The organism is Psychrobacillus sp. FSL H8-0510, assembly GCF_038008345.1.
In the GTDB taxonomy this organism is placed as follows: Bacteria; Bacillota; Bacilli; order Bacillales_A; family Planococcaceae; genus Psychrobacillus; species Psychrobacillus psychrotolerans.
The window spans coordinates 2,444,829-2,468,896 of record NZ_JBBOYZ010000001.1 but is presented as its reverse complement, the minus strand read 5'-3'; the positions used below and the strand labels follow the sequence as shown (position 1 = coordinate 2,468,896).

Annotated in this window: 25 protein-coding genes; 22 read left to right on the top strand and 3 right to left on the bottom strand. The window is 36.7% G+C overall.

The window, feature by feature from the left end:
- Window positions 1–6: 6 nt before the first annotated feature.
- The 13 genes from mutM to MHI40_RS12435 all read left to right on the top strand — a co-directional run bounded on the left by mutM (window position 7) and on the right by MHI40_RS12435 (window position 11,417).
- Window positions 7–879, top strand: coding sequence for a bifunctional DNA-formamidopyrimidine glycosylase/DNA-(apurinic or apyrimidinic site) lyase (gene mutM, locus MHI40_RS12495; protein ID WP_340762911.1), 873 nt, complete (start codon window positions 7–9; stop codon window positions 877–879).
- 12 nt (window positions 880–891) lie between these two features.
- Complete coding sequence (gene coaE, locus MHI40_RS12490; protein ID WP_340762910.1) at window positions 892–1,488, top strand: dephospho-CoA kinase; 597 nt, start codon at window positions 892–894, stop codon at window positions 1,486–1,488.
- Between the two features lie 475 nt (window positions 1,489–1,963).
- Window positions 1,964–2,968, top strand: coding sequence for a glyceraldehyde-3-phosphate dehydrogenase (locus tag MHI40_RS12485; RefSeq protein ID WP_093536908.1), 1,005 nt, complete (start codon window positions 1,964–1,966; stop codon window positions 2,966–2,968).
- 199 nt (window positions 2,969–3,167) lie between these two features.
- Window positions 3,168–3,551, top strand: a complete 384-nt coding sequence (gene speD / locus MHI40_RS12480) for an adenosylmethionine decarboxylase (protein ID WP_093536909.1) — start codon at window positions 3,168–3,170, stop codon at window positions 3,549–3,551.
- A 121-nt stretch (window positions 3,552–3,672) separates the two neighbouring features.
- Window positions 3,673–4,137: a transcriptional regulator NrdR gene (nrdR, locus tag MHI40_RS12475; protein WP_093536910.1), complete on the top strand. Its 465-nt coding sequence runs from the start codon at window positions 3,673–3,675 to the stop codon at window positions 4,135–4,137.
- 50 nt (window positions 4,138–4,187) lie between these two features.
- Window positions 4,188–5,543, top strand: coding sequence for a replication initiation and membrane attachment family protein (locus MHI40_RS12470; RefSeq protein ID WP_340764503.1), 1,356 nt, complete (start codon window positions 4,188–4,190; stop codon window positions 5,541–5,543).
- 9 nt (window positions 5,544–5,552) lie between these two features.
- Window positions 5,553–6,491 (top strand): primosomal protein DnaI, encoded by a 939-nt coding sequence (gene dnaI / locus MHI40_RS12465; RefSeq protein WP_340762908.1) that lies wholly within the window; start codon window positions 5,553–5,555, stop codon window positions 6,489–6,491.
- A 439-nt stretch (window positions 6,492–6,930) separates the two neighbouring features.
- Entirely contained in the window at window positions 6,931–8,856 is a 1,926-nt protein-coding gene (gene thrS / locus MHI40_RS12460) for a threonine--tRNA ligase (protein ID WP_093536913.1), read from the top strand.
- Between the two features lie 298 nt (window positions 8,857–9,154).
- Window positions 9,155–9,676 carry a translation initiation factor IF-3 gene (gene infC, locus MHI40_RS12455; protein ID WP_217646099.1) on the top strand — a complete coding sequence of 174 codons (522 nt, stop codon included), beginning with the start codon at window positions 9,155–9,157 and terminating at the stop codon, window positions 9,674–9,676.
- 29 nt (window positions 9,677–9,705) lie between these two features.
- Window positions 9,706–9,906: a 50S ribosomal protein L35 gene (gene rpmI / locus MHI40_RS12450; protein ID WP_093536914.1), complete on the top strand. Its 201-nt coding sequence runs from the start codon at window positions 9,706–9,708 to the stop codon at window positions 9,904–9,906.
- 26 nt (window positions 9,907–9,932) lie between these two features.
- On the top strand, window positions 9,933–10,292 hold the full coding sequence (gene rplT / locus MHI40_RS12445; RefSeq protein ID WP_093536915.1) for a 50S ribosomal protein L20: 360 nt from the start codon (window positions 9,933–9,935) through the stop codon (window positions 10,290–10,292).
- 60 nt (window positions 10,293–10,352) lie between these two features.
- Entirely contained in the window at window positions 10,353–10,637 is a 285-nt protein-coding gene (locus tag MHI40_RS12440; protein WP_340762906.1) for a DUF1294 domain-containing protein, read from the top strand.
- A gap of 330 nt (window positions 10,638–10,967) precedes the next feature.
- Window positions 10,968–11,417 (top strand): DUF4362 domain-containing protein, encoded by a 450-nt coding sequence (locus MHI40_RS12435; protein WP_093536917.1) that lies wholly within the window; start codon window positions 10,968–10,970, stop codon window positions 11,415–11,417.
- A 180-nt stretch (window positions 11,418–11,597) separates the two neighbouring features.
- On the opposite strand, the gene MHI40_RS12430 is transcribed toward MHI40_RS12435, so the two are convergent.
- Window positions 11,598–12,140, bottom strand: a complete 543-nt coding sequence (locus MHI40_RS12430) for a tetratricopeptide repeat protein (protein WP_340762904.1) — start codon at window positions 12,138–12,140, stop codon at window positions 11,598–11,600.
- A 405-nt stretch (window positions 12,141–12,545) separates the two neighbouring features.
- Complete coding sequence (locus MHI40_RS12425; RefSeq protein ID WP_093536918.1) at window positions 12,546–12,929, bottom strand: sigma-w pathway protein ysdB; 384 nt, start codon at window positions 12,927–12,929, stop codon at window positions 12,546–12,548.
- 93 nt (window positions 12,930–13,022) lie between these two features.
- Here MHI40_RS12425 and MHI40_RS12420 point away from each other — a divergent pair, with 93 nt between their 5' ends.
- From MHI40_RS12420 to MHI40_RS12380, 9 genes are all read left to right on the top strand, one after another.
- Entirely contained in the window at window positions 13,023–13,508 is a 486-nt protein-coding gene (locus MHI40_RS12420; RefSeq protein WP_093536919.1) for a dUTP diphosphatase, read from the top strand.
- 68 nt (window positions 13,509–13,576) lie between these two features.
- Window positions 13,577–15,481 (top strand): DUF2207 domain-containing protein, encoded by a 1,905-nt coding sequence (locus tag MHI40_RS12415; RefSeq protein ID WP_340762903.1) that lies wholly within the window; start codon window positions 13,577–13,579, stop codon window positions 15,479–15,481.
- 74 nt (window positions 15,482–15,555) lie between these two features.
- Window positions 15,556–16,644: a M42 family metallopeptidase gene (locus MHI40_RS12410; protein ID WP_340762902.1), complete on the top strand. Its 1,089-nt coding sequence runs from the start codon at window positions 15,556–15,558 to the stop codon at window positions 16,642–16,644.
- A gap of 533 nt (window positions 16,645–17,177) precedes the next feature.
- Window positions 17,178–17,846 carry a response regulator transcription factor gene (locus MHI40_RS12405; protein WP_340762901.1) on the top strand — a complete coding sequence of 223 codons (669 nt, stop codon included), beginning with the start codon at window positions 17,178–17,180 and terminating at the stop codon, window positions 17,844–17,846.
- Window positions 17,843–19,210, top strand: a complete 1,368-nt coding sequence (locus tag MHI40_RS12400) for a sensor histidine kinase (protein ID WP_340762899.1) — start codon at window positions 17,843–17,845, stop codon at window positions 19,208–19,210. Before MHI40_RS12405 ends, MHI40_RS12400 begins: the two co-directional genes overlap by 4 nt.
- Window positions 19,211–19,354: 144 nt before the next feature.
- Window positions 19,355–20,266: an ABC transporter ATP-binding protein gene (locus MHI40_RS12395; protein ID WP_340762897.1), complete on the top strand. Its 912-nt coding sequence runs from the start codon at window positions 19,355–19,357 to the stop codon at window positions 20,264–20,266.
- Window positions 20,263–20,973 (top strand): ABC transporter permease, encoded by a 711-nt coding sequence (locus tag MHI40_RS12390; protein WP_340762895.1) that lies wholly within the window; start codon window positions 20,263–20,265, stop codon window positions 20,971–20,973. The genes MHI40_RS12395 and MHI40_RS12390 overlap by 4 nt, the downstream gene beginning before the upstream one ends.
- Window positions 20,974–21,705: an ABC transporter permease gene (locus MHI40_RS12385; protein WP_340762894.1), complete on the top strand. Its 732-nt coding sequence runs from the start codon at window positions 20,974–20,976 to the stop codon at window positions 21,703–21,705. It begins immediately after the preceding gene.
- Between the two features lie 13 nt (window positions 21,706–21,718).
- Complete coding sequence (locus MHI40_RS12380) at window positions 21,719–22,978, top strand: erythromycin esterase family protein (protein ID WP_340762893.1); 1,260 nt, start codon at window positions 21,719–21,721, stop codon at window positions 22,976–22,978.
- A 144-nt stretch (window positions 22,979–23,122) separates the two neighbouring features.
- Here the strand turns inward: MHI40_RS12380 and MHI40_RS12375 are convergent, their stop codons facing one another.
- The gene (locus MHI40_RS12375; protein WP_340762892.1) at window positions 23,123–23,872 is read right to left on the bottom strand and encodes a hypothetical protein; all 750 of its coding nucleotides are present in this window, start codon (window positions 23,870–23,872) and stop codon (window positions 23,123–23,125) included.
- Between the last annotated feature and the right edge of the window lie 196 nt (window positions 23,873–24,068).

Below are 24,068 nucleotides of genomic sequence, written 5' to 3'. Positions count from 1 at the left end.
ACTTGTATGCCGGAATTACCAGAAGTAGAGGGCGTATTACGCGCCCTTCAACCAATTGTAACTGGAAAGACTATTAAGTCAGTAGAAGTTTCTGAAACCATTTATAATTCCAAAGCAATTGGTAAAGAAGCAATTATTAAAGGGTTAGATGTAGAGCAGTTTTGTCTAGTTTTACCTGGCACAAAGATTGACCATCTAGAAAGAAGATCCAAATATATTTATTTTCATCTTCTAAAGGATGGACTCCCTTATATGCTTGTATCGCATTTGGGCATGTCAGGGGCATGGTTTTCTGTGAAAAACTTGCATGAAATTACAGAAGCTAAGTTTAGAAAGCATGCGCATGTTACTATCTATTTTGAAGAAGGGGATCTGTTAGTCTATTCGGATATCCGACGGTTTGGCGAACTGCGATTCTTAGAAACAGAAGCGGACTACCCACCTCTATTATTAATGGCACCTGAGCCTTTTGATCAGCATGCATTAGATCATTTTCTGCATATGAGTGCATTGCCAAAATACGAAAATAAAGCAATAAAAGAATTTATCATGGATGGTCATGTTGTGTCTGGTTGTGGCAATATTTATGCAACAGAAGCATTATTTCGTATGAAAATACATCCGGCTCGGGCAGTAAAACGAATTAGTAGAGAGCGGAAAATTCATTTGTTTCAAGAAATTGTAATTGTCTTACTTGATAGTATAGAAAATGGGGGTAGTACGATCTCTGATTATCGTACTATTAATGGCGGAGCAGGAAATATGCAAAATAGACTTCAAATGTATGGCAAAAAGGAATGTGGATTCTGTGGCACGAAAACGAAACAGAAGACAATCGGTGGTCGGACATCTACCTATTGCCCAGCATGTCAAAAATAAGGGAGCAACCAGATGATTATTGGATTAACGGGAAGTATTGCTAGTGGGAAAAGCACCGTTGCGAATATGTTATCGGAAATGGGCTTTCCCATTATTGATGCAGATCTTGTCGCGCGTATAGTAGTTGAAAAAGGAACTGCGACTCTAGAGACAATTAAAGAAGTTTTTGGTACACAAGTTATCCATGAGGATGGAACGTTAAATAGGGAAGAATTAGGGGCATTAATTTTTTCAGATCCTTCCAAACGTAAGCAGTTAAATGATATTATGCATCCCGCTATCCGGGAAGAAATGTTAGTGCAAAGGCAACAGCTTGTGCAACAAGGGAATCCAGTAATTATTATGGATATACCATTGCTTTTTGAAAGTAGATTACAATCTTTTGTCGATAAAATCCTTGTTGTGACTGTAACTGAACAAAAACAATTAGAAAGATTGATGGCTCGAAATGGTTTTACACATGAAGAAGCCAGATTACGTATTCAATCACAATTACCTTTGTCTGTTAAAGAAGAAGGTGCGGATGCGGTTATTTATAATAATGAAACCATCGAGGAAACAAAACAACAATTGCTAAAAATATTGGCGATTTGGGAGCAAACAAACTAAAGGTTAGTTAATAACATTTTAAGCATTAGAATTAGAAAAGTGATACTATTTTTTCGCAAGTGTAAATAAAGAAGAAGAGAAGCGTCTGAATTTGTATCTTCAGATGCTTTTTCTATGTAGAAGGAAAAATTTCCTTCTATTATTCCTAAATAGTATTGTTGAAGAGGATTTGCGTACAGATAAATGCCATCATATTTTCGAAAAAAGAAAGGTTGTTTGTGACGTTAGTCATAAACAGCCTTTTAAAAATACTCGGTAATAGTAGAGAAATAATTCGATTCATAGCCAACAAAAAACTATAGTAACAGGTTTTCACTTTCCTAACTTCAGCTGTTCTGTAACCAACTGCAAAGTTATTTGAAAATACTAACATTTATAATGTATACTTTAGGGGCTACACAATAAAGAAAATGTGTTATACTAATTCAAGGTTATAAACAATTAAGTATCACACAGTTACAGGAGGACTTTTCACATGACAGTTTCAGTAGCGATTAATGGTTTTGGACGTATCGGACGTATGGTTTTTCGTCAAGCAATAGCACAAGAGGATTTAAATGTGGTAGCGATAAATGCGAGATACCCATTAGAGACGTTGGCACATCTTATTAAATACGATTCTACACATGGTACTTTCACTGGAGATATTTCATTAGCAGAAAACGCACTAATCATTGATGGTCAGCGTGTTCAAATTGTGGATGATCGAGATCCAGCAAATTTACCTTGGAAAGAGTTAAACGTGGATATTGTAATTGAATCTACTGGAAAATTTAATGATGGAGAAAAAGCTAAAGCACATATCGAAGCTGGTGCGAAAAAGGTAATAATCACAGCTCCTGCAAAAAACGAAGATGCCACAATTGTTATGGGAGTTAACGATGATAAATTAGATTCATCGATTCACCATATTATTTCAAACGCTAGCTGTACTACAAATTGCTTAGCACCTGTTGTTAAAGTATTAAATGATACATTTGGTATTGAAAATGGGTTAATGACGACTGTTCATGCATATACAAACGATCAGAACAATCTCGATAATCCTCATAAAGATTTAAGACGTGCACGTGCTTGTGGCCAATCAATCATTCCAACTTCCACTGGCGCTGCGAAAGCACTTTCACTTGTGTTGCCTGAGCTTCAAGGGAAAATTCATGGTATGGCGTTACGTGTGCCGACTCCGAATGTCTCTTTAGTAGATTTAGTAGTAGATTTACAGAAGGATGTTACTGTTGAAGAAGTAAATGATGCTTTTGTAAAAGCATCTGAAGGGGCAATGCAAGGGATTTTAGGAATTACGATGGAGCCGCTAGTATCAATCGACTTTAATACTTCTACATTATCTACTACAGTAGATGGGTTAACTACTATGGTAATTGGTAACCGTAAAGTGAAGGTTCTTGCATGGTATGATAACGAGTGGGGTTACTCTGCTAGAGTAGTGGACCTTACTAAAAAAGTAGCTTTATCACTGTAATTATCTTATCCTCTTTCTAGATGATAGAAAGAGGATTTATTAGTTCTTGCATAATTCTGTAAAACAACATATAATGAGAATCGTGTTACTTTATTAGAACACCGACTACTTAAAGGGTTAGGACCTCTTTGGACTAACTTTCCCCCGTGGTAGTCAACTTTGAGGTTAAAAATAAACTTATCAAAGGGGGAAACGGACATTGGAAACAATGGGACGTCACATTATTGCAGAACTATGGGAGTGCGATTTCGACAAACTTAACGATATGCAATTTATCGAACAAACATTTGTTGATGCTGCACTAAAATCTGGTGCAGAAGTTAGAGAAGTTGCATTTCACAAATTTGCGCCACAAGGTGTAAGTGGAGTCGTTATTATTTCCGAATCGCATTTAACGATTCACAGCTTTCCAGAGCATGGTTATGCGAGCATTGATGTGTATACATGTGGTGATTTGGATCCATCAATCGCAGCTAACTATATTGCAGATGCTCTTAATGCTGGAATTCGCGAAACGTTAGAAATGCCACGTGGTATGGGACCAGTTAAAAAGCCTGCATCACGTTTGACAGTTCAAGCGTAATAAATTTATACTTGACTGAGTGAGCAGAGGAGTGATTCCTCTGCTTTTTCGATTTTATAGAAGAATATTGTTATAATAGATACATACATAAAAATACCGTGAAGAATTAGGAGAGATCTATATGAGATGCCCAACTTGTCAATACAATGGCACAAAAGTTGTCGATTCTCGTCCTGTGGATGACAATAAGGCAATCCGAAGAAGAAGAGAGTGCGAAGAATGTGGATTTCGTTTTACCACATTCGAAAAAGTAGAAGAGACACCATTAATCGTTATTAAAAAAGATGGTTCTCGAGAAGAGTTCAGTCGAGAAAAAGTATTGCGTGGGCTAATTCGTGCATGTGAAAAGAGACCAGTGGAGTTAGAACGACTAGAAAATATTGTTTTCTCTATAGAAAAAGAATTGCGAAGAATGGGTAATGCAGAAGTTAGGTCAGAGGACGTCGGAGAGATTGTCATGGACCAGCTAGCAGAAGTAGATGAAGTAGCTTATGTTCGTTTTGCTTCCGTCTATCGCCAATTTAAAGATATAAATGTATTTATCGATGAATTAAAGGAAATTTTAAAGAAAAACCCTTCCTTATAAATAGAATTATTTTAATACTTATCAATATAAAGGAGTAGATACAATTGTCGATGTTATATAAAGAACTACAGCCAGCAGATTTGTATATGATTCGCTTACCATATTCTTTATCAGATTATGATCGGCAATTGTTAACTTTGTTTTATCAACCGTTAGTTGGAGCAGAAAGCATAAGTTTGTATTTAACACTTTGGGCAGACGGAGAACATAATGATAAAGAGCGATGGTCACATTATCAACTGATGAATGTCCTTGGAATGCCAATAGGGAAAATTTTTCAGGCCCGTCTTGCTCTGGAAGCAATTGGTCTTCTCCGTACTTGGAAAAAAACAATGGAGGATGGAAGTGTATTCCATTATGAACTTGCAGCACCATTAGATGCTGAGTCATTTTTAAAGGATCCATTACTTTCTATGTTTTTGCTCAATAAAGTAGGAGAAAATGCCTTTAAACAACTACGTAATCGATTTATACTAAGTTCTAATTGGAATGACGGTTTCACGGACGTCTCTAGAACTTTTGTTGATGTATTTAAACCGTCTACTAAAATGAATAATACTGTATCTTACGATGAAGATTTCGAATCGAAGGAAAGAAAGTCTTCTGTTCCTTTTTATTATAATGACTTTGACTTTTCGTTACTTCAAGAAGGTCTTTCAGAACAATTAGTGCCTAAATCAGCGATGACAATAGAAGCGAAAGAAGTAATTGCAAAACTCTCTTTTTTATATAATTTAAGTCCTGTGGAAATGCAAAAAGTTGTTATACTAGCGTTAGATGATGATCTGCATTTATCCGAAGCGAGATTAAAGAAAGCGTGTGCAGATTATTACAAGCTGACTGTTTCGAAAGTAGCGCCTATTATTGAAAAGATTCAGAAAAAAACTGTACCTTCTGAACCTACGGGGCCTTTAACAAAAGAAGGTGAGTTAATACATTATTTAGAAACAACACCTCCGATATCTGTATTAAAAGATATTGCGAATGGGAAAGAACCAATTCTTGCAGACGTTCAGTTGGCGAATCATTTTGTTACTCATTTTAAAATGCCAGTTGGAGTTGTAAATGTATTGTTGCAATATGTATTACTACGTACAGATATGAAACTCACGAAAAATTATGCAGAGAAAATTGCTTCTCATTGGATGAGGAAGAATGTCAAAACAGCCAAAGAAGCAATGGAGCTTGCTCGAAACGAACATGAACAATATGTAAAATGGAAAAATGAAGGTTCTCCACAAAAAACATATACTAAAAAACCGACTCGCGAGGAAAAAGTGCCTGATTGGTTTTATAAAAAAGATGGGGAAACGAAAAAATCAACTGGTAAAAATACAAATGGAATACAAAATATTGATGAAGAACGGCAAAAATTATTAGCAGAGCTAGGCATGCTGAAAAGGTAGGTGGCAAAAGTGGAACGTATAAATGAAACCTTAAAAAGAGTTATATCTCCTGAATTTACTACACGACTTAACGATATGAAAAAAGAAGTTTTGGAAGACACGAGAGTGCAAAAGTTTCTAGAGGAGAACGCCTCAGATATTAATAAAGAGATAGTCGATCGTAGTTTGAGTAAGTTATATGAATTTATTTCTCAATCCCATGATTGTGGTTCTTGTCCATCGCTAGATCAGTGTCAGAATTACATGAAGGGGTATGAACCTAAACTAGTCCTTGACCGAAATTTGATAGATAATAATTTTGTTCGTTGTAAACGAGGCATTATTGAAGACGAGCGTAAGAAAGTTATTTCCATGATTGACAGTATTCATATGCCTAAAGAGGTTATGGAAGCAACGCTTGCCGGAGTAGATTTAGAGGATGGCAGTAGGGTAGTTGCTGTTCGTGCAGCTAAAGACTTTTTGAATGAATGGGAGCGTACAAACGTACTTCCAACTAAAGGTTTATATATTTACGGGAAGTTTGGTGTAGGGAAATCTTATTTACTTGGTGCTTTGGCAAATGAGTTAGCCGCTAGACATATTCATTCGGTTGTTGTATATGTACCTGAATTTCTAAGAGAAATGAAACAAGCGATTCAAGATCATTCTCTTGCTGAGAAGATTGAATTTGTGAAACGTGCTCCTGTTTTAATGTTAGATGACATTGGAGCGGAGATTATGTCGAGTTGGACCCGTGATGAAATACTAGGGACAATCCTGCATTACCGAATGTCGGAACAACTGCCAACTTTTATGTCTTCTAACTTCAATTATGATGAATTACAACATCATTTATCTTTCACGCAGCGTGGGGAAAAGGAAGTAGTAAAAGCTGGTCGAATTATGGAACGGATTAAAGCACTTACGACACCAATCTCACTTCAAGGTAAAAATTGGAGAGAAAGTTAATGAAAAAGAGGGAGACGGCAGGGCGAAAATTGATTCTATCTTGCAATTGGTTTTTCTGTGGCGTATAATTATTTTCATAAGAATAGTTAAAATGCAAAGAAGAGGACAACAATCAGTTTGTACGACTTTTAAGAGAGAGAAGCCTTGGCTGTAAGCTTCTTAAGTATCGGCAATCGATTTACCACCTCCGAGCAGTGATTGTGAATTTATATAGCAATTACCGGTCACCGGCCCGTTAGCCGATGCAGAGCTTCGTCTATTTCATTCATCATTACTTCTTAAGTAATGGATAGACAGAAGAAGGGTGGAACCACGACTTTAACCTCGTCCCTTTCTAGGGATGGGGTTTTTTTGTTGTTTTCACAATGTCTAGCTCCAGTGCTTGTCGGGGCTAAAAACGGGCGCTTGCGCTTTTCTAATTATAAAAGGAGTGTTCAAAATGGCAGAAATTATTAAATTGAAGTTTCCAGATGGAGCGGTGAAGGAATTTCCTGTTTCGACAACTACAGAAGAAATAGCACAATCGATCAGTCCTGGATTACGTAAAAAAGCACTTGCCGGAAAACTTAGTGGAGTACTAATCGATCTTAAATCACCAATAATGGAGGATGGAGATATCTCAATCATTACTCCTGAATCTGACGAAGCGCTAGAAATCTTACGCCATAGCTCGGCACATTTACTTGCACAAGCAGTTAAACGCCTTTTCAAAGATGTTAAACTAGGTATTGGGCCAGTTATTGAAAATGGTTTTTACTATGATATTGATTCACCAGTACCGATTACTGCAGAAGACCTACCGTTAATCGAAAAAGAAATGAAAAAAATTATTAATGAAAATATTGAAATTATTCGTCATGATGTATCTCGTCAGGTTGCTTTTGACAAATTTAAAGAAGATGAATACAAAGTAGAACTTTTAGAAGCAATCCCCGAGGGAGAACAAGTTTCTATTTATGAGCAAGGAGATTTCTTTGACCTTTGCCGTGGCGTTCACGTGCCGTCAACAGGTAAGCTTAAGGAGTTCAAGCTATTAAGTATTGCTGGTGCATACTGGCGTGGAAATAGTGATAACAAAATGCTTCAACGAATTTATGGTACAGCATTCTTTAAAAAAGAAGAGCTTACACATCATTTAAATATGCTAGAAGAAGCAAAAGAACGTGATCACCGTAAAATTGGGAAAGAACTAGAATTATTTACAACTTCACAAAAAGTTGGTCAAGGTCTTCCTCTTTGGTTACCAAACGGAGCTACTATCCGTCGTGTTATTGAGCGTTATATTGTAGACAAAGAGTTAAAACTTGGCTATAAACATGTATATACACCGGTATTAGGTTCGAAAGAGCTTTATGAAACTTCTGGTCACTGGGATCATTACCAAGATTCTATGTTCCCACCGATGGAAATGGATAATGAAACATTAGTGCTACGTCCGATGAACTGTCCACATCATATGATGGTGTTCAAAAGCGGAATGCATTCTTACAGAAACCTTCCGTTGCGTATTGCCGAATTAGGAACTATGCATCGTTATGAAATGTCAGGTGCCGTATCAGGCCTACAACGTGTTCGTGGTATGACTTTGAATGATGCACATTTATTTGTACGTCCAGACCAAATTAAATCAGAATTCCAAAAAGTCGTGGAATTAATTATTTCAGTTTATAAAGACTTTAACTTAGAAGACTATTCCTTCCGCCTTTCTTATCGTGATCCTCAAAACAAAGAGAAATACTTTGATAATGATGAGATGTGGGAAAAAGCACAAAATATGTTAAAAGAAGCAATGGACGAGCTTGGTTTAGATTATTTTGAAGCGGAAGATGAAGCAGCATTCTACGGTCCCAAATTAGATGTTCAAGTAAAAACTGCTATTGGTAAAGAGGAAACTTTATCAACTGTTCAACTAGATTTCTTATTACCAGAGCGCTTTGACTTAAATTACATTGGAGAAGATGGCAAGCATCACCGTCCAGTTGTTATTCACCGCGGAGTAGTTTCGACAATGGAACGCTTTGTGGCATTCCTAATTGAAGAGTATAAAGGTGCATTCCCAACTTGGTTGGCTCCTGTTCAAGTTGAAATCATACCTGTTTCCAATGAAGTGCATTTTGAATTTGCAAAACAAATCGAAGAGCAACTAGTAGCTGCGGGTCTCCGTGTTGAGATGGATGACCGTGAAGAAAAGCTAGGCTACAAGATTCGCGAGGCTCAAATGCAAAAAATACCGTATATGCTTGTACTAGGGGATAAAGAGCTAGAAGCTGGTAATGTTAACGTTCGTAAATACGGAGAACAACAGTCAGAAAGTATTCCATTTGCGGAGTTCTTAGAACGTTTGAAAGAAGAAGTAGCACATTAATAGATTTAGTGTTGACATGAATGTATCAACATGCTATAGTTATTAAGGTTATTGAATACAAGTTTGCGGTATAAGAAGAGGCTGCCCGCTTCTCACCTGTTTGACACCTACAAGTGTTGTTGACTGGTAAGCATGTGATCGACTGTAACATGTAGTTTTCTACATGTACTCATATCGGCGGGCAGACATACAACATATGTCTGTCTGCTTTTTTTATGGATCAAAACGGTGTAACTAGTTCGTTTTTACGAACTTTATGCCCAAACCATGTATTCGCGACACTATTTGGAGGTGGATCATTATTAGCAAAGACATGTATGTAAACGATGGCATTCGAGCACGCGAAATACGAGTTATTGATCAGAACGGCGATCAATTAGGATTAAAAACACGTAACGAAGCACTTGAAATTGCAGGTCGTGTAAATTTGGATCTTGTCCTTGTGGCTCCTCAAGCCAAGCCGCCGGTCGCTCGTATCATGGACTATGGTAAATTCAAATTTGAGCAGCAAAAGAAAGATCGTGAAGTTCGTAAAAATCAAAAAATCATCATAATGAAAGAGGTTCGTTTGAGCCCAACAATAGATGAACATGATTTCCAAACGAAATTGAAAAACGCGATAAAGTTCCTTGAAAAAGGAGATAAAGTGAAAGCTTCTATCCGCTTTAAAGGCCGTGCCATCACTCATAAAGAGATTGGACAACGAGTTTTAGATAGATTTGCAGAAGCTTGTACGGAAGTATCCACTGTCGAGTCAAAACCGAAAATGGATGGCCGTAGTATGTTTTTAGTGCTTGCACCAAAAAACGAGAAACAATAAAGAGTACAATTGTTTAGGAGGAATTCGACATGCCGAAAATGAAAACTCACCGTGGAGCTGCAAAGCGTTTCAAAAAAACCGGAACTGGAAAATTAGTACATGACCGTGCTTTTGGAAGCCACTTATTCGCTAACAAGTCTACTAAAGCTAAACGTAAACTACGTAAATCTAAAGTAGCATCTTCAGGCGATTACAAACGTATCAAAACTTTATTAACTTACATGAAATAATAACAGATAGCAGGAGGTAATGAATCATGCCACGCGTAAAAAGCACACCAGTAACTAAAAATCGTCGTAAAAAAATTATAAAATTAGCAAAAGGTTATTACGGTTCTAAACATACATTATACAAAGTTGCTAACCAAGCAGTAATGAAATCATTCATGTATGCATACCGTGATCGTCGTAACAAAAAACGTGATTTCCGTAGATTATGGATTACACGTATCAATGCGGCAGCACGTATGAACGGTCTTTCTTATAGCCGTTTAATGCACGGATTGAAGTTAGCTGAAATCGAAGTTAACCGTAAAATGTTAGCGGATCTTGCAGTAACTGATACTCAAGCATTCACACAACTTGCAGATTTAGCTAAAAAAGCAATCGCAAAATAATTTAAGTTAAAAAAGCTGATAGAGATTCTATCAGCTTTTTTTGTACAGGGAGCAGAAAATATGACTAATGTTATTCTTGTTTTCATATTAATCATGTCCATTATTGCTTTTTTTGTAATGGGTTACGACAAATCACAGGCAAAAAAACATGGCCAACGTATATCAGAAAAAACCCTTTGGATACTTGCAATTATGGGTGGAGGAATCGGTGCGTATGTTGGAATGCAATTATTTCGCCATAAAACGAAGCATACAAATTTTCGAGTAGGCTTTTTGATGCTACTGATTTTATATGCATTTTTGATATTTTACATATTCACAACAGACAGCTCTATCATTGCATAGAGGCTGTCTTTTTTTTGCACTGGTTTCCGCAGAGCAGACAGAACTGTGTTGAACGCCACTAATTAAATGACCTTTAAGAGCTTATTGAAAATGAAAGATGGCCAGGGTTCATGGCGGTTTTTTATGGCGTGAATAAGCAGACAATGATGCCAATAGTACCAAAGAAGCATAGAATGATGCTATTTTGTCTGTGAACAGTATATGACATTTTGCGGAAGGTAACATAAAAACCGTCTTCTGAAATGTTTTTTATGCATTGCTACGGGATAGATTCATGGTTTAGCGCATACATTGAAGGTGATATATCATGGATACCATGGGAGGATTAAAATGCGAAAACTTTTGTATCTACTACTGTTTCTCGGAACATGTATACTATCCGCTTGTTCCTATGATAGCGAAACAGCGGTTAAAAACGGCGATGTCATTAATATGCATGGACCTGTTTACAATTTCCCGCGCTTTGAACGATTCTTGGACAACATCGAAGCGAAAGAAGGGGCCTCCGTAAGGATTACCAATTATACGCTAGAAGGAGACCCAACATTGTACAATTTAACTTTCGACGGATCTTTATTCGATTTGGAAATTGATCGTTCAAAAAATAAGGATCGGGGAGACAACCCTGCTAAAGTGAACATAACCTGTGCGGAGCTAGTATCAGAGGAGGGACAGCAATTATTCACCTATACACTGGAAGGGTGTCAGCAAGATCCCCCCGTTGAAAGCTTCACAATCTTAAGCGTCATGAAGGAACAAGTAGAGGACCACGAGCATTGACTATTACTAAATCGAAAACACCCCTTATAAAAAACTTTATATAAATAAAAAAACGCAGTAGGAATTCATTCGCGAATTACTGCGTTTTAATTTAATTGCATTAAAATAGGTTATTTAACAATCTTAAAAGAGAACGAATACGAATCAAATTAGAATCTCTGGCTTAATAATTTTCAATTATCACCAGGTCTCGTCAAGGTGTTGAGCATAGTAGGAAATTCCTCTTTTGAAGTACTGAAGATTTTCATCAGACGTTGTTTCCATCAAGTTAGTCAAAGCAATTTCCATTGCTTGTTTATAGTTTTTGGAATTGTATAGAGCCATTGAGTAAAAAATTTGTAGTCCGCGATGTTCGGGAAACTCTGTCACACCTCGTCCTAAAGTTTCAATTGCTTCTGGATAGTACCCCAAAGCTCGGTAGGTACTGCCGAGACCTAGTAAACATCTTTGAAGATCTTGTTTTGTGAGACCTAGCTCGAGAGCCCTTACATAATAGGGGATAGCTTCCTTCGAATATCCAGAGTTGTCATGAACAATGCCCGTCTGATAGTTGACTTCAGCGTGATCTGGATAGGTAGCGACCAATTCTAAAAGTAGAGTACGTGCTTCTTTCAGAATGTCTTGGTCTTGCTTAGCGCGTCCTTCTTCACGCAATTCAATTGCATTGTCTAAAAGCAATTGCAGATTTGTTTTATCCGTATTATTTATTATTTTATCATTCATTTTTAAAACTCCCTCAAATGTAGTATTGCAAATGGCAAAGTAACATTGTAAACACAATACTCTCGGGGAATTTATTAATTTTGAAAGTAATTTTGTAAAAACAGTATCATTATCTTTTAATCCTCCTTAGAAATCAGGAATGAACACTAGGTTCCTCTTTATAGTAATATTCATGGAAACATACGTCAATTAGTTTTTGGAATTGTCAGTTATATAAAGAGGGGACTGATGATTCTGCAAAGGAGTTATAGAGTTTCTACAGAGGTAAGTCAGACAAGTCATACCCTGAAGGCTCTTGCGTAGGGGCAAGCACACATCCGTGTAGGAAAAATTATTATAAATCTACCGATTATCGCTTAAACAAAAAAAGTCAGTTGAAATTTCTCAACCGACTTTTTTATATTTCTATTCATCTTGCATTAATTGCTCGATAGGGCTTTTCCAGTTGATTTTGGCATCTGGATAATTCATCTTAATTTCATTTTGTAAAAAACGTAAGTCATCTTTCGTCAAACCTTGGAGTTTAGCAGGATCCTTTGTCCATATGAAAATAGAAACGACTTCGAATGCTTGGTCAGTCGTACCTAAATATTTTTCGCCTTCAAATAGGGCACCTTTGTATGTGATAAAGAAGTTTTTACGAACATTTTTTACCTCATCATAAAAATAATATTGTTCCTTCTCATATGCTTCATCTAGTTTACGCATAGGGTCAAATAGATAGCGAAGGATTTTATAAAAAACGTATATAATCAGTGCCAATATAAACAATCTTAAGATATAGAACATCTCAAATGTCCTCCTTGTAAAATACATTGTACTTGCTATACGATAGAAGAGGTAGTTTGGTTTCAAAATAAATTAAAATATTTGGAGGAAATGATGAATTTACATAAACTTTTTACGATGCAGCGTGCTTTAGACCAATATATTCAATCGAACAAGCAAGTGAAAGAGGATGTTTTTATAAAAAAAGGTCTGGCACTAATTGTGGAACTTGCCGAATTAGCAAATGAAACGAGATGTTTTAAATTTTGGAGTGAAAAAGGACCTTCCGAACGTAGTGTTATATTAGAGGAATATGTCGATTCGATTCACTTTATATTATCTCTTGGTATAGAGAAAGAGCTAGAAGATTTAGAGGAGTGGCCACTTGAGGATATAGAGGGTGATTTAACTGCCCTTTTCATAGGTACCAATAAATCTATTTTGACATTTTTGGAAGAACCAACGAAAATTCACTACGAAAAAGTGTGGATCATGTACGGAGCAATTGCTGGAAAATTAGGTTTTAGTAGTGCGGATGTATTACAGGCTTATATTGCAAAAAATGAAATGAATTATGAACGACAAAAAAACGGTTATTAATATTAGTTGAAACCTTTTCACAGACAAACCGTAAAATAGCAACATGTCATGGAATGGTGGTGTAATTGATGAAAAGGTTTCTTGTTTCAATTATATTAGTATTAATCTCGCTCTCTTTTGGATTAGTAGCGGAAGCAAAGTCCTATGCCATTGAAAGAGTACATATAAAATCTTGGATTCAACCAAACGGAGATCTTTTAGTAAATGAAGTGTTTACATACAATTTTAAAGGGGCATTTTTTAATTTACGTCGTTCTTTCCCTGAAGATCACGGAAAAAACGTAGAGGAATTTTATGCGTATAAGCTTGGTCAAGTAAACTTGGAACCTGGGTTTATAGAACAGTCTTTGATGACACCCTTGGAAGTGACTCAAGAAAAGGGAACATTCTATTCGGGAATAGATCTTCGTGATCAACAAGTATCATTTTTGTATGCCTATACACTTAAAAATGCTGTCACTGCTTACGACAATTATAATGAGCTGGATATTGTTTACTTTGAAGATGGAGAGGCACATGATCAGGATTACTTTAATGTAACGATTGATTATATTTTACCGGAAACAGTTGAAACGAATAAGTTTGAAGGTGTTTTGTATAATAAAGTAAAAGGGTTAACGGAAAAAAATACTTTTGGGATTCGGTTTTATAGTCATATGTCAAGAGCCTATACTGAAACGAAAACTAGTTTAATATTTCCAGCTGACCTGATTTCGCTAACCGAAAAATCTAAAGCATCGATATCTTACAAAGACGCATTGACATATGAAATAGATGAACAAAAAAAGTGGAATAAAAGAATCTCCTACATGGATAAACTTTTCTCCTTCATACCGAAAGTGGCGTTTGCAATTCTAATCATTATTGTGAGCTTTCTCTTATTCTTACCACAAAGACATTTCTGGAGAAAAGGAAGTAGCGATGAAGTTTTAAGTACAGATGTATTATATTTATTTTTTATAGAAAAATGCGGGAAAACCCACCCAAAAGCTTTCCTTGCAGGTCTTTTTTCATTAGTAGAAAAAGGGGCAGTTAAGGTAAAACTAGCAAAGTCTGCTCTTCGTTTTAAAGATGATCCAAAAGCTCCTGAAGAAACGCTAGATTTCAGGCTTACAAAAGGGGAAACAGCAACTGCTATATTTGAAAAACAAATGATTAGTTGGCTTTTTGTCACTAGAAGTGGATCTAGGAAGTGGGCATTTCATTTACATGATGCTGCAGGGGCCGCGAGGGATAATAAGAACTCAAAATACTTTCATACTAAAGTAAAGAACTTTAAAAAGAAACAAGCAGAGTGGCATCATTTAGTAGAAAAAGAGCTAGAAGAGGCGGGAGCTATTAATAGTAGAATTCCATTGCTAATTATCACTTTAGCTACACTAATAGTTTCAATGATTACTATGTTGGCATATTACGCTAATGTACAAAGCAATTTAGCCATTGCTTGTATTGGAGTATTTACGATTATTTTCTTAGTCATACTATGGATAAAAAAACGTTCCACATTATTTTTCAGTATATATACTGTACTGTTGTTTTTCTTTTCCCTATCCATTGGCAATGAAGATGCAGTCAATTCAATCATTGGGTTACTGCTATTGTTTACCATGTTATACCTGGTATTACCAAAGTATATTCTTTCGATGAATGCTGTGCGAGCAAAGGATGCAGTACGATCCTATAGAAAAGAGTTAAAGAATGGCATACCAACTAATTTGAATGAAATCGAACAAGAAAAATGGCTAGTTAGAGCTTATTTACTAGGCAGAAAGAATATTGCTATTCCAGTTGAGAAACTCACTATTCCCCTTGCTACAGTGTTACTCGCAAGTACAGATCCTATAGACTATGTTAGAAAGTCTTGGTGGTGGACCAAAGATTCGACGTCCTCTTCTGATGGCGGATTTTCTGGAGGAGATTCGTCCGGAGGGGGAGGAGATAGTGGTGGCGGTGGTGGAGCAGGAGCTGACTGAGGTGTTTTAAATTTTGAAAATGCCATTAATTTAGAATATAATTAAATGGTACATATATTTAGGAGGTCGAAATAATGCCGAAGCTAGATGAAACATTAACGATGTTAAAAGATTTAACAGATGCAAAAGGAATTCCTGGTAATGAGCGTGAACCAAGAGAAGTGATGGAAAAATATATCGCGCCTTTCGCAGATAAAATTGAATACGATAATTTAGGCAGTCTTATTGCAGAAAAAGTTGGAGATCCGAATGGTCCTAAGATAATGGTAGCAGGACATTTAGATGAAGTAGGATTTATGATCTCCAAGATTGATGACAAAGGATTCTTGAGTTTCCAAACAGTTGGTGGTTGGTGGTCTCAAGTTATGCTAGCACAACGAGTAACAATTGTGACGCGTAAAGGGGATACAATTACTGGTATTATTGGCTCAAAACCTCCTCATATACTATCTCCAGAAGCTCGTAAAAAAGCAGCTGACGTAAAAGATATGTTCATTGATATAGGTGCATCTTCTAAAGAAGAAGCAATGGAATGGGGCGTATTACCAGGAGATATGGTAGTTCCTTATTTTGAGTTTTCAGTCATGAACAACGAAAAACTTCTTTTAGCAAAAGCTTGGGATAATCGTATTGGCTGTGCAATTGCAATCGATGTATTAAAAGCACTGAAAGATGAAAAACATCCAAACATCGTTTATGGAGTAGGAAATGTCCAAGAAGAGGTTGGCCTTCGAGGAGCGAAAACAACTACAAACAAAATTAAACCAGATATCGGCTTTGCAGTAGATGTAGGTGTAGCTGGAGACACTCCTGGAATTACGGCAAAAGAATCGACAAGCAAAATGGGAGAGGGTCCTCAAATCGTATTGTTTGATGCATCCATGGTTTCCCACAAAGGGTTACGTGATTTCGTAACGGATACTGCAGATGAGCATAATATACCTTATCAATTTGAAACGATACCAGGTGGAGGAACTGATGCAGGTTCTATGCATATTTCTGTAAATGGTGTTCCTTCTCTAGCGATTGGAGTTGCTACTCGCTATATACACTCTCATGCAGGAATCTTGCATAGAGATGATTATGAAAATACAGTAAAACTAATCGTTGAAGTTATAAAAAAATTAGATCGCGATGCAGTAAACAAAATAACTTTCGATTAAATATAGGTGTTTATAGGGTAAGGCTGATTCGCAAAATTTTAGGACAAAATGCAAAAAACCTTCTGACAATGTCGGAAGGTTTTTTGCGTGTCTAAAAGAACTGAATTATTAGATGTGAATTAAAATAAGACATTTATTCAACTGTTAAACTAGTGAATTATTACAGAAAATCTTGGAGTATATCGATTGACACGTAATTGAAGTGTATAAAGGAAATAGTAATGAAAATAAACTTTCAATTCAAATAAAATATATGTTATAGTTATGGTAATTTAAACCAATACTGGAGCGCGTTTAAAAGAGATAACCTACATATCTAGCGAGGAGGAGTGGGATATAGCTATTATAGTAAATGATATTAATCCTAGAATAGGGGTTAGAGAATTATGACTATATTTTATAAGAGGCATTCTCTAATTTGAGAATGCCTTTTAATTGAGTGTATCGTAAGTCCAATTTTATAAATTTTGCGCACCACTATGGTGATAAATAACCGACGAGCCAATCACAGTCAAAAACTAAGGAGGATGAAAATGGTACATATTCTTTACATAGAAGACGAAATTGATATAGGGAGCTGGGTGAGAAAGGATTTAACGGAGAGAGGGTATGAGGTGACATGGCTGAAATCTGGGGAGGATGCGGAAAAGTATATTTCACAAGTGGATATGGCTATTTTAGATGTGATGATTCCTGGGTTAGATGGTTTTTCTATTGGTAGACGTATGAAAAAAGAAAAGGGAGACCTGCCTATTTTAATGCTTTCTGCGCGAACTGCGGTGGAAGATAAAATAGAGGGTCTAAATTTTGCAGATGATTATTTAACTAAACCGTTTCATCCGGATGAGCTTGCAGCACGTGTAGAAGTATTGTTACGGAGATACCAAAAGAATGATGATGTATTAAAGCTTCAACATTTGATGGTTTATACAAAAGATATGAGAATTGCTGATCAAGAGACGAATGAGGAAATTCAATTAACGGGTAAGCAGTATCAACTTTTGCAGTTTTTCGTTCGTCATTTAAATCAAATACTAACGAAAGAGCAGTTGTATGAGGGAGTATGGGGAGAGCGTTATATCGAGGGAGATAAGACATTGATGGTGCATATTCGTTATTTACGAGAGAGAATTGAAAGGAACCCAGCAAAACCAACTATCATTGAAACGATTCGTGGAATCGGGTATAGGGTAAAAATATGAAGCGTTTTTTTCAATCATTATTAGCAAAGTATATGTTCCTTATTTTATTAGCTCTTTTCATTGTTCAAATTTCCTACTTAATTATCGCGTTATTTGTGTTTGGTATTTCCAAAAATGGAGAGGATCCAATCCAAATGCAAGATATGCTAGTTGAAAGTGAAATTGAGGGGAAATGGCATCAGGAAGCAAACGCTTTGCAAAACGTTACAAGTGAGTCTATTCAACAGCATTTTGACAATTGGAAACAGCAGCATCCAAAAGCATCGATGTTCTGGGTGGACGGTCAAGGGACGCTCGCTAACCAAGAAGACGTGATGGAGCAGCTGCCGGCCAAGTGGTCGTCTGCATATACAGCTAAATTTATAAAAGAGCATTATGGGGGAGACCCATTTACGGTTATTGCGTTTGTCGGGCAAGAGGAAAGCAATGGTTTCGTTGTACTGGAGATGCCGAGGTCCGAGTTTGATCCGCCGCTAGCACATATTTATGATCGATATGGAATCATTTTCGTGTTTGGTATTGTTTTTATCATTTTCCTATTTATATTCGTTTCCTTTTTATTCTTTCGTAGTATTAGAAAGCGTTTATTACACTTGCAGGAGGCCATGGAAATACGGGACGTGGATGGGCTACCGATCGAGATTGCAGTGAAAAAGAAGGACGAAATTGGACAGCTTGAAAAAACGTTCAATCAAATGGTATGTGAGCTGAGGGAAAGTAAACAGCGAGAACAGCAGGAGGAACAGCTACGTCGAGAGCTGATTGCTAATCTTTCTCATGATTTGCGTACCCCTTTAACAAAGGTGAGGGCGCAAACCTATTCTATTGCTAAAGAGAGTTTATCAGAGGATGGTCAAAAAGCGATTAAGTCTTTGGAAGCTTCTGTTGTGAATATTGACAGGCTAATGGAAAACTTGATGTCGTATACATTGCTCATGGCTAGTAAATATAAATTTGAATCACAGGAAATGGACGTTATTCGCTACATCCGAGAAAGTTTAGCTTTATGGTACCCCGTCTTCGAAAAGGAAGGATTTGAAGTGGAAGTCCATCTGGTTCCATTTGAGCAAAACAAATGGGAGGTTGACCCGATTTGGTTAGGAAGCATAGTGGATAACTTATTGCAAAATGTGCTTCGCCATGCAAAAAAAGGAGGATATATTTGTGTCACAACAGAATCTACCAATCTCTATGATGCGATTGTCATTTTAGACAGAGGAAATGGAATGAAAAATGCATCCAACGAAGCGGGAGCAGGTATCGGCTTGTCCATTGTTGATATGATGGTCAAGGGCATGAAGCTGGATTGGGATATTGAATCCGGTGAAAAGGGAACAACTATCAAAATAAAGAAATACAAGTGAAGGTGTATTTGAAAGGGGGGCCTTTCAAGTACACCTTTTTTATGGCCGGGCGTTTTTTTACCCGGTTTTTTTAAACAAAATTTAACCTTACCCCTTACCTAGTTTTAACATTCTATCTCTAACATAGATAATGAGGTGAGGGAAATGGAATATGTAGTACAGACAACCAATCTATCCAAACGTTTTGGGAAGGAAAGTGCCGTGATAGGGCTGGATATGAAAATACGTAAAGGAGAAATATACGGATTTTTAGGACCTAATGGAGCGGGGAAGACAACAACCATTCGTATGCTTTTAGGCCTGATGAAAGCTTCGTCTGGAACGATTCAAATCTTTGAAAAGGATTTAAATAAAGAAAAAATAAATATTTTAAAAAGAGTGGGCTCCCTAGTAGAGAACCCGTCCTATTATCCGCATTTAACTGCGTATGAAAATTTAGAGGCATTAAGAAAAATACTAGGCGTTCCTAAAACGAGAATCCATGAGGTATTAGAAATAGTTCGATTGACTGAGGTTGCAAATAAAAAGGTAAAAGGATTTTCCCTAGGAATGAAGCAGCGATTAGGGATTGCCGCTTCCCTATTAAACAGTCCAGAGTTACTAATCCTAGATGAGCCAACTAACGGACTAGATCCATCAGGCATTATAGAAATTCGTAATCTAATTAAACAGCTGCCTGCGGAAACTGGAATGACCATTTTAATCTCCAGTCATTTATTATCAGAAATCGACCAAATGGCGACGACAGTTGGAATCGTTACGAAAGGGAAAATGATTTATCAGGATTCCATCGAAAGTTTGCGCATGTATGCCCAGCAAAAGGTTTTATTAAAGGTTAGTGACAGCGAGCAAGCGTGGCGTTCACTATTAGGCAATGGTATAAAAGCAGATTGGGAGGACGGTATTATTTTATTGTCTGAGCATTCCGATGGAAAAGTTGCTAAGGCGATCCATACTCTTGTACATGAAGGCTACTCTATTTACCGTGTAGAAGAGGAAAAAAGATCATTGGAAGATACCTTCCTCCAAATGACCACAAGGGAGAAGGTCATATGATCGGTAACCTCTTACGGGCAGATTTTTTGAAAATTAAACGAAAAGGACTATGGTTTCTAGCATTTTTAGGTCCCTTCGGAGTTATTGCGCTGCAGATGGTCAACTACGGAATTCGAAAGGATTATTTGCTAAACCAAAGTGACGATGATTGGGAATATTTTTTAGAATATGTACATTCCTTTACCCCATTAGCACTGGTTTTGGGAATTGCGATTTTAACTTCATTTATGGCAAGTATAGAAAATGAAACGAACGCATGGAAGCAGCTGATTTCATTGCCTGTTTCCAAAATGAGTGTGTATTTATCGAAATTCATGGTACTTGGTAGCTTGTTATTTGTATCTTCGCTTCTGTTAGGGGTATTTTCTTTAGGCTATGGCATTCTATTAAACTTAGGAGATCAAATACCTTACTTGGAGTTATTAAAGTATAGCTCCTATCCATACTTAGCAGCGTTGCCTGTACTTGCATTACAGCTCTGGATTTCCTCTGTGAGCCAAAATCAGGGAATTCCGATTACGACAGGGGTATTAGGTGTCATATTTGCGTACTCTGCTTTTATATTACCTGATTGGATGATTTGGAAGTGGCCTTCTTTAATGAATGAGTGGGATGAACCATTGATCAATGTCATGCTTGGAATCGGAGTAGGCACACTATTGTATATTGTTGGAATGCTCGACTTTACGAGAAGGGATGTGAAATAAATGGTATCGATTTTACAATCGGAATGGTTTAAGTTTCGACATTCAAAGATTATGTTCATCATCTTGACTGTACCGATTATAGGTATATTCCTTGGATTCACAAGCAGATTTTCTAATGAGGATTTTGAAATCAATGAGTGGTATTTGTCTTTGCTATCTATGAATTTAACCTATGCTTTACTATTTTTACCTTTGATAACAGGAGTTTTAGCAAGTGCTATTTGTAGATACGAACATCAGGCAGGTGGGTGGAAACAGCTACTGGCATTACCTGTGACAAGAGGAAGGGTATTCATCGCGAAGTATGTATTGTTAATAGTGCTAGTCCTAGTTATGCAAGTATTATTTTTTGTCGCTGTATACATAGTCGGAATGATAAAGGGATTCACTGATCCTTTCCCAATGGTGATTGTTTGGAAAAGCTTAGTTGGAGGATGGGTAGCGACTTTACCATTAATTGCTTTACAGTTATGGATGTCCATACTGTTCAAGAGCTTTGCAGCGCCATTTGCCATTAATGTGATTCTTACATTGCCTACTATACTTGTCGTAAACTCTGAGCGTTTTAGTTCTTTCTATCCGTGGGCACAGCCATTTTTAATGATGTATATCGGGGGAGACACGGGCGATACCTTTTTCGTTCCTTGGGTACAACTATTAACCGTTGTAGGCGGAAGTTTTATCTTATTTTTTGTCGGAGGGTATTTATATTTTCAAAGGAAAGCAGTTTAAGGGGATGATAATAATGTTGAATAAGAGCTATATAGTATGTGCTGCTATCTTGCTTTCTGTTTTTTTGGCAGGATGTAGCAGTGGCAAAGCGGTTGATAATGCAGAATCATATATTTCAACAGTGGATGCTATGGATATCCCGGATCATGTTAAGCTGATCGGTTTAGGAGAGGCAACACATGGGAATGTGGAATTTCAAGAACTGAAAAAAGAAGTTTTTAAAACGCTAATTAAACATGAGAACGTCCGCGTATTTGTTATAGAAGGCGACTTTGGAGGTGGGCAGCAAATAAACGAATTCATTTTACATGGAAATGGTACCGCCGAAGAGGCAGTAAATACGCTAGACTATGGTATTTATCAAACAGAGCAAATGGTCGAACTTGTTCAATGGCTGCATGATTATAACACTTCAGTTAACGAGCAAGAGAAGGTTTACTTTTATGGAAATGACATGCAGCGCTATAACTACAGTAAAGAAGGAGTGCTTAAATACTACAAAACAGTAAACCAAGATGCATTTAAAAATTATGAATTAAAACTTGAACATGTCTCGAATGAGAAAATGCGTGAGTTAACTACGGAACAGTTAAACGAGACCAAGCAAACAATAGATGAGATAATTCTAGATTTACAATCGAATGAAGCAGCTTATGTGGGAAAATCAACAAAGGAAATGTACACTTTTGCCCTACAATACGCACAAATCATGATGCAGCGTACACAATTGTTCTTAAATGATAAAGATTATATGCAGCTGCGAGATGAGTATTTGACGGACAATATGCAATGGATTATGCAATTTGAAGCAACCAGAGGTAACGAGAAAGTATTTTTTAACGGTCATAATGGACATATAGAAAAAACGTCAGCGTCATTAGCTGGCTACAAATCGATGGGCAATTATTTAGATGAGTTATACGGGGATGAGTATTTTGCAATTGGTACGGATTTTATAGAGAGCAATTTTCAGTCAAAAAATAGCAGCTCTGGAGATCGTAAAAATTATAAAGTGAAAAATCACAATGATTTAGTAGATGCTTTCAAAGAGGTGGAATCCAATATTTTTTACGTGGATTTTGAAAAGGCGAGTGAGTCCGGTGATTTAGAGGAGATAGTTTCGAAGGAGCAAAAGATGGCAAACATCGGCGATGATTTCCGCATGTGGTATAAATTTTTAAAGATGTTTTACACAATAGAAATGACGCCGAATGAGGCATATGATGGTATCATTATTGTAAAAGAAGCTACACCGACAAGTGTGAAAGAATAGAAATAATAAAATTCCATTCTATTTTGTAGTGAAATATTTTAGGGTTTTTATTAACTATGGGTTTAAATAAAAAAGGGAAACCGCTCACGCGATTCCCTTTTTTATTGGCTATGTTAAAGGTAAAGGTTGATTTAAAATCCTCTTTTAAATACCTAATATATCTCTACCATAACCATTATCTAAGCTTTGCACCAGTAACTCCATACAATTTACGGCATCTTCCACATCTTCAAATACAGTTTGTAACACTGTTTCTTCTAATCCTTCTCCGTGGAATGATACAACAAAATAACCTAAACCATTTACTTTTTTGTAATCGTTTTTTAGGAGAAATTCTATACCTTCCTTTTCGGAGTTTAAAAGGAAAAACGCAAGGGATTCATCTAACAAAGTATTACCTTTCTCCGCTTCCACTGGCCTAATCATGCTCAATTCACTCTCGTTGATGATGGTCGAGAATTCTTCATAGCTTTCAATTACTTCCTTCGATAAGTGGTGAGAGTATTCTTCAACTTCAAGGGGAAATAATCCTTTATTCCTTTGTTCTTGGAGATATTCAGAGAATCCTTTATCTAATTCTTTAGCAAATCTCTCAAAATCAAATTTATAATTACGAAAAATAGGTTTACGACCATCTTCGCTAGAAGTAAGGCGTTCAACACATAGGTTTTTCTCCTCCACCGTTAAATAATATGTCACTGCAAAACCGTAACCGTCTATTTTAGTTTTGTTCACTTTTCCAGTCCATAGCTGTAAAAGCACCTCGAAGAAATGAGGAATTGAAACGAATGGAACCATAAATGTGAATTCGAGTTCTTGACCATCACCATTTGATTTAATTCTAACGTCTCTGTATTTATCTATATCAAAATTACATGTATATTGATTTTCCACAAAAAACACTCCTTTAGTTATCTCATTAAACTGCCCCGCTTCGTAGTTTAAGTGTAACATCTCACAAACTACGTCGCTTCACAAAAAAAACAACCCTAGCCTTTAACTTAGCCTTTTTATTTTATTTTTATTGTTATGCGCTTCTTCTCTTGCCACATATTTTTAGGTGTTCATTAGATTTTCCAAAAACAGAAAA

Coding starts and splice junctions, on each gene's coding strand:
- mutM (WP_340762911.1), top strand. CDS start 7: ATGCCGGAATTACCAGAAGTAGAGGGCGTATTACGCGCCCTTCAACCA.
- coaE (WP_340762910.1), top strand. CDS start 892: ATGATTATTGGATTAACGGGAAGTATTGCTAGTGGGAAAAGCACCGTT.
- MHI40_RS12485 (WP_093536908.1), top strand. CDS start 1,964: ATGACAGTTTCAGTAGCGATTAATGGTTTTGGACGTATCGGACGTATG.
- nrdR (WP_093536910.1), top strand. CDS start 3,673: ATGAGATGCCCAACTTGTCAATACAATGGCACAAAAGTTGTCGATTCT.
- MHI40_RS12470 (WP_340764503.1), top strand. CDS start 4,188: ATGTTATATAAAGAACTACAGCCAGCAGATTTGTATATGATTCGCTTA.
- thrS (WP_093536913.1), top strand. CDS start 6,931: ATGGCAGAAATTATTAAATTGAAGTTTCCAGATGGAGCGGTGAAGGAA.
- rpmI (WP_093536914.1), top strand. CDS start 9,706: ATGCCGAAAATGAAAACTCACCGTGGAGCTGCAAAGCGTTTCAAAAAA.
- rplT (WP_093536915.1), top strand. CDS start 9,933: ATGCCACGCGTAAAAAGCACACCAGTAACTAAAAATCGTCGTAAAAAA.
- MHI40_RS12440 (WP_340762906.1), top strand. CDS start 10,353: ATGACTAATGTTATTCTTGTTTTCATATTAATCATGTCCATTATTGCT.
- MHI40_RS12435 (WP_093536917.1), top strand. CDS start 10,968: ATGCGAAAACTTTTGTATCTACTACTGTTTCTCGGAACATGTATACTA.
- MHI40_RS12430 (WP_340762904.1), bottom strand. CDS start 12,140: ATGAATGATAAAATAATAAATAATACGGATAAAACAAATCTGCAATTG.
- MHI40_RS12425 (WP_093536918.1), bottom strand. CDS start 12,929: ATGTTCTATATCTTAAGATTGTTTATATTGGCACTGATTATATACGTT.
- MHI40_RS12420 (WP_093536919.1), top strand. CDS start 13,023: ATGAATTTACATAAACTTTTTACGATGCAGCGTGCTTTAGACCAATAT.
- MHI40_RS12415 (WP_340762903.1), top strand. CDS start 13,577: ATGAAAAGGTTTCTTGTTTCAATTATATTAGTATTAATCTCGCTCTCT.
- MHI40_RS12410 (WP_340762902.1), top strand. CDS start 15,556: ATGCCGAAGCTAGATGAAACATTAACGATGTTAAAAGATTTAACAGAT.
- MHI40_RS12405 (WP_340762901.1), top strand. CDS start 17,178: ATGGTACATATTCTTTACATAGAAGACGAAATTGATATAGGGAGCTGG.
- MHI40_RS12400 (WP_340762899.1), top strand. CDS start 17,843: ATGAAGCGTTTTTTTCAATCATTATTAGCAAAGTATATGTTCCTTATT.
- MHI40_RS12395 (WP_340762897.1), top strand. CDS start 19,355: ATGGAATATGTAGTACAGACAACCAATCTATCCAAACGTTTTGGGAAG.
- MHI40_RS12390 (WP_340762895.1), top strand. CDS start 20,263: ATGATCGGTAACCTCTTACGGGCAGATTTTTTGAAAATTAAACGAAAA.
- MHI40_RS12385 (WP_340762894.1), top strand. CDS start 20,974: ATGGTATCGATTTTACAATCGGAATGGTTTAAGTTTCGACATTCAAAG.
- MHI40_RS12380 (WP_340762893.1), top strand. CDS start 21,719: ATGTTGAATAAGAGCTATATAGTATGTGCTGCTATCTTGCTTTCTGTT.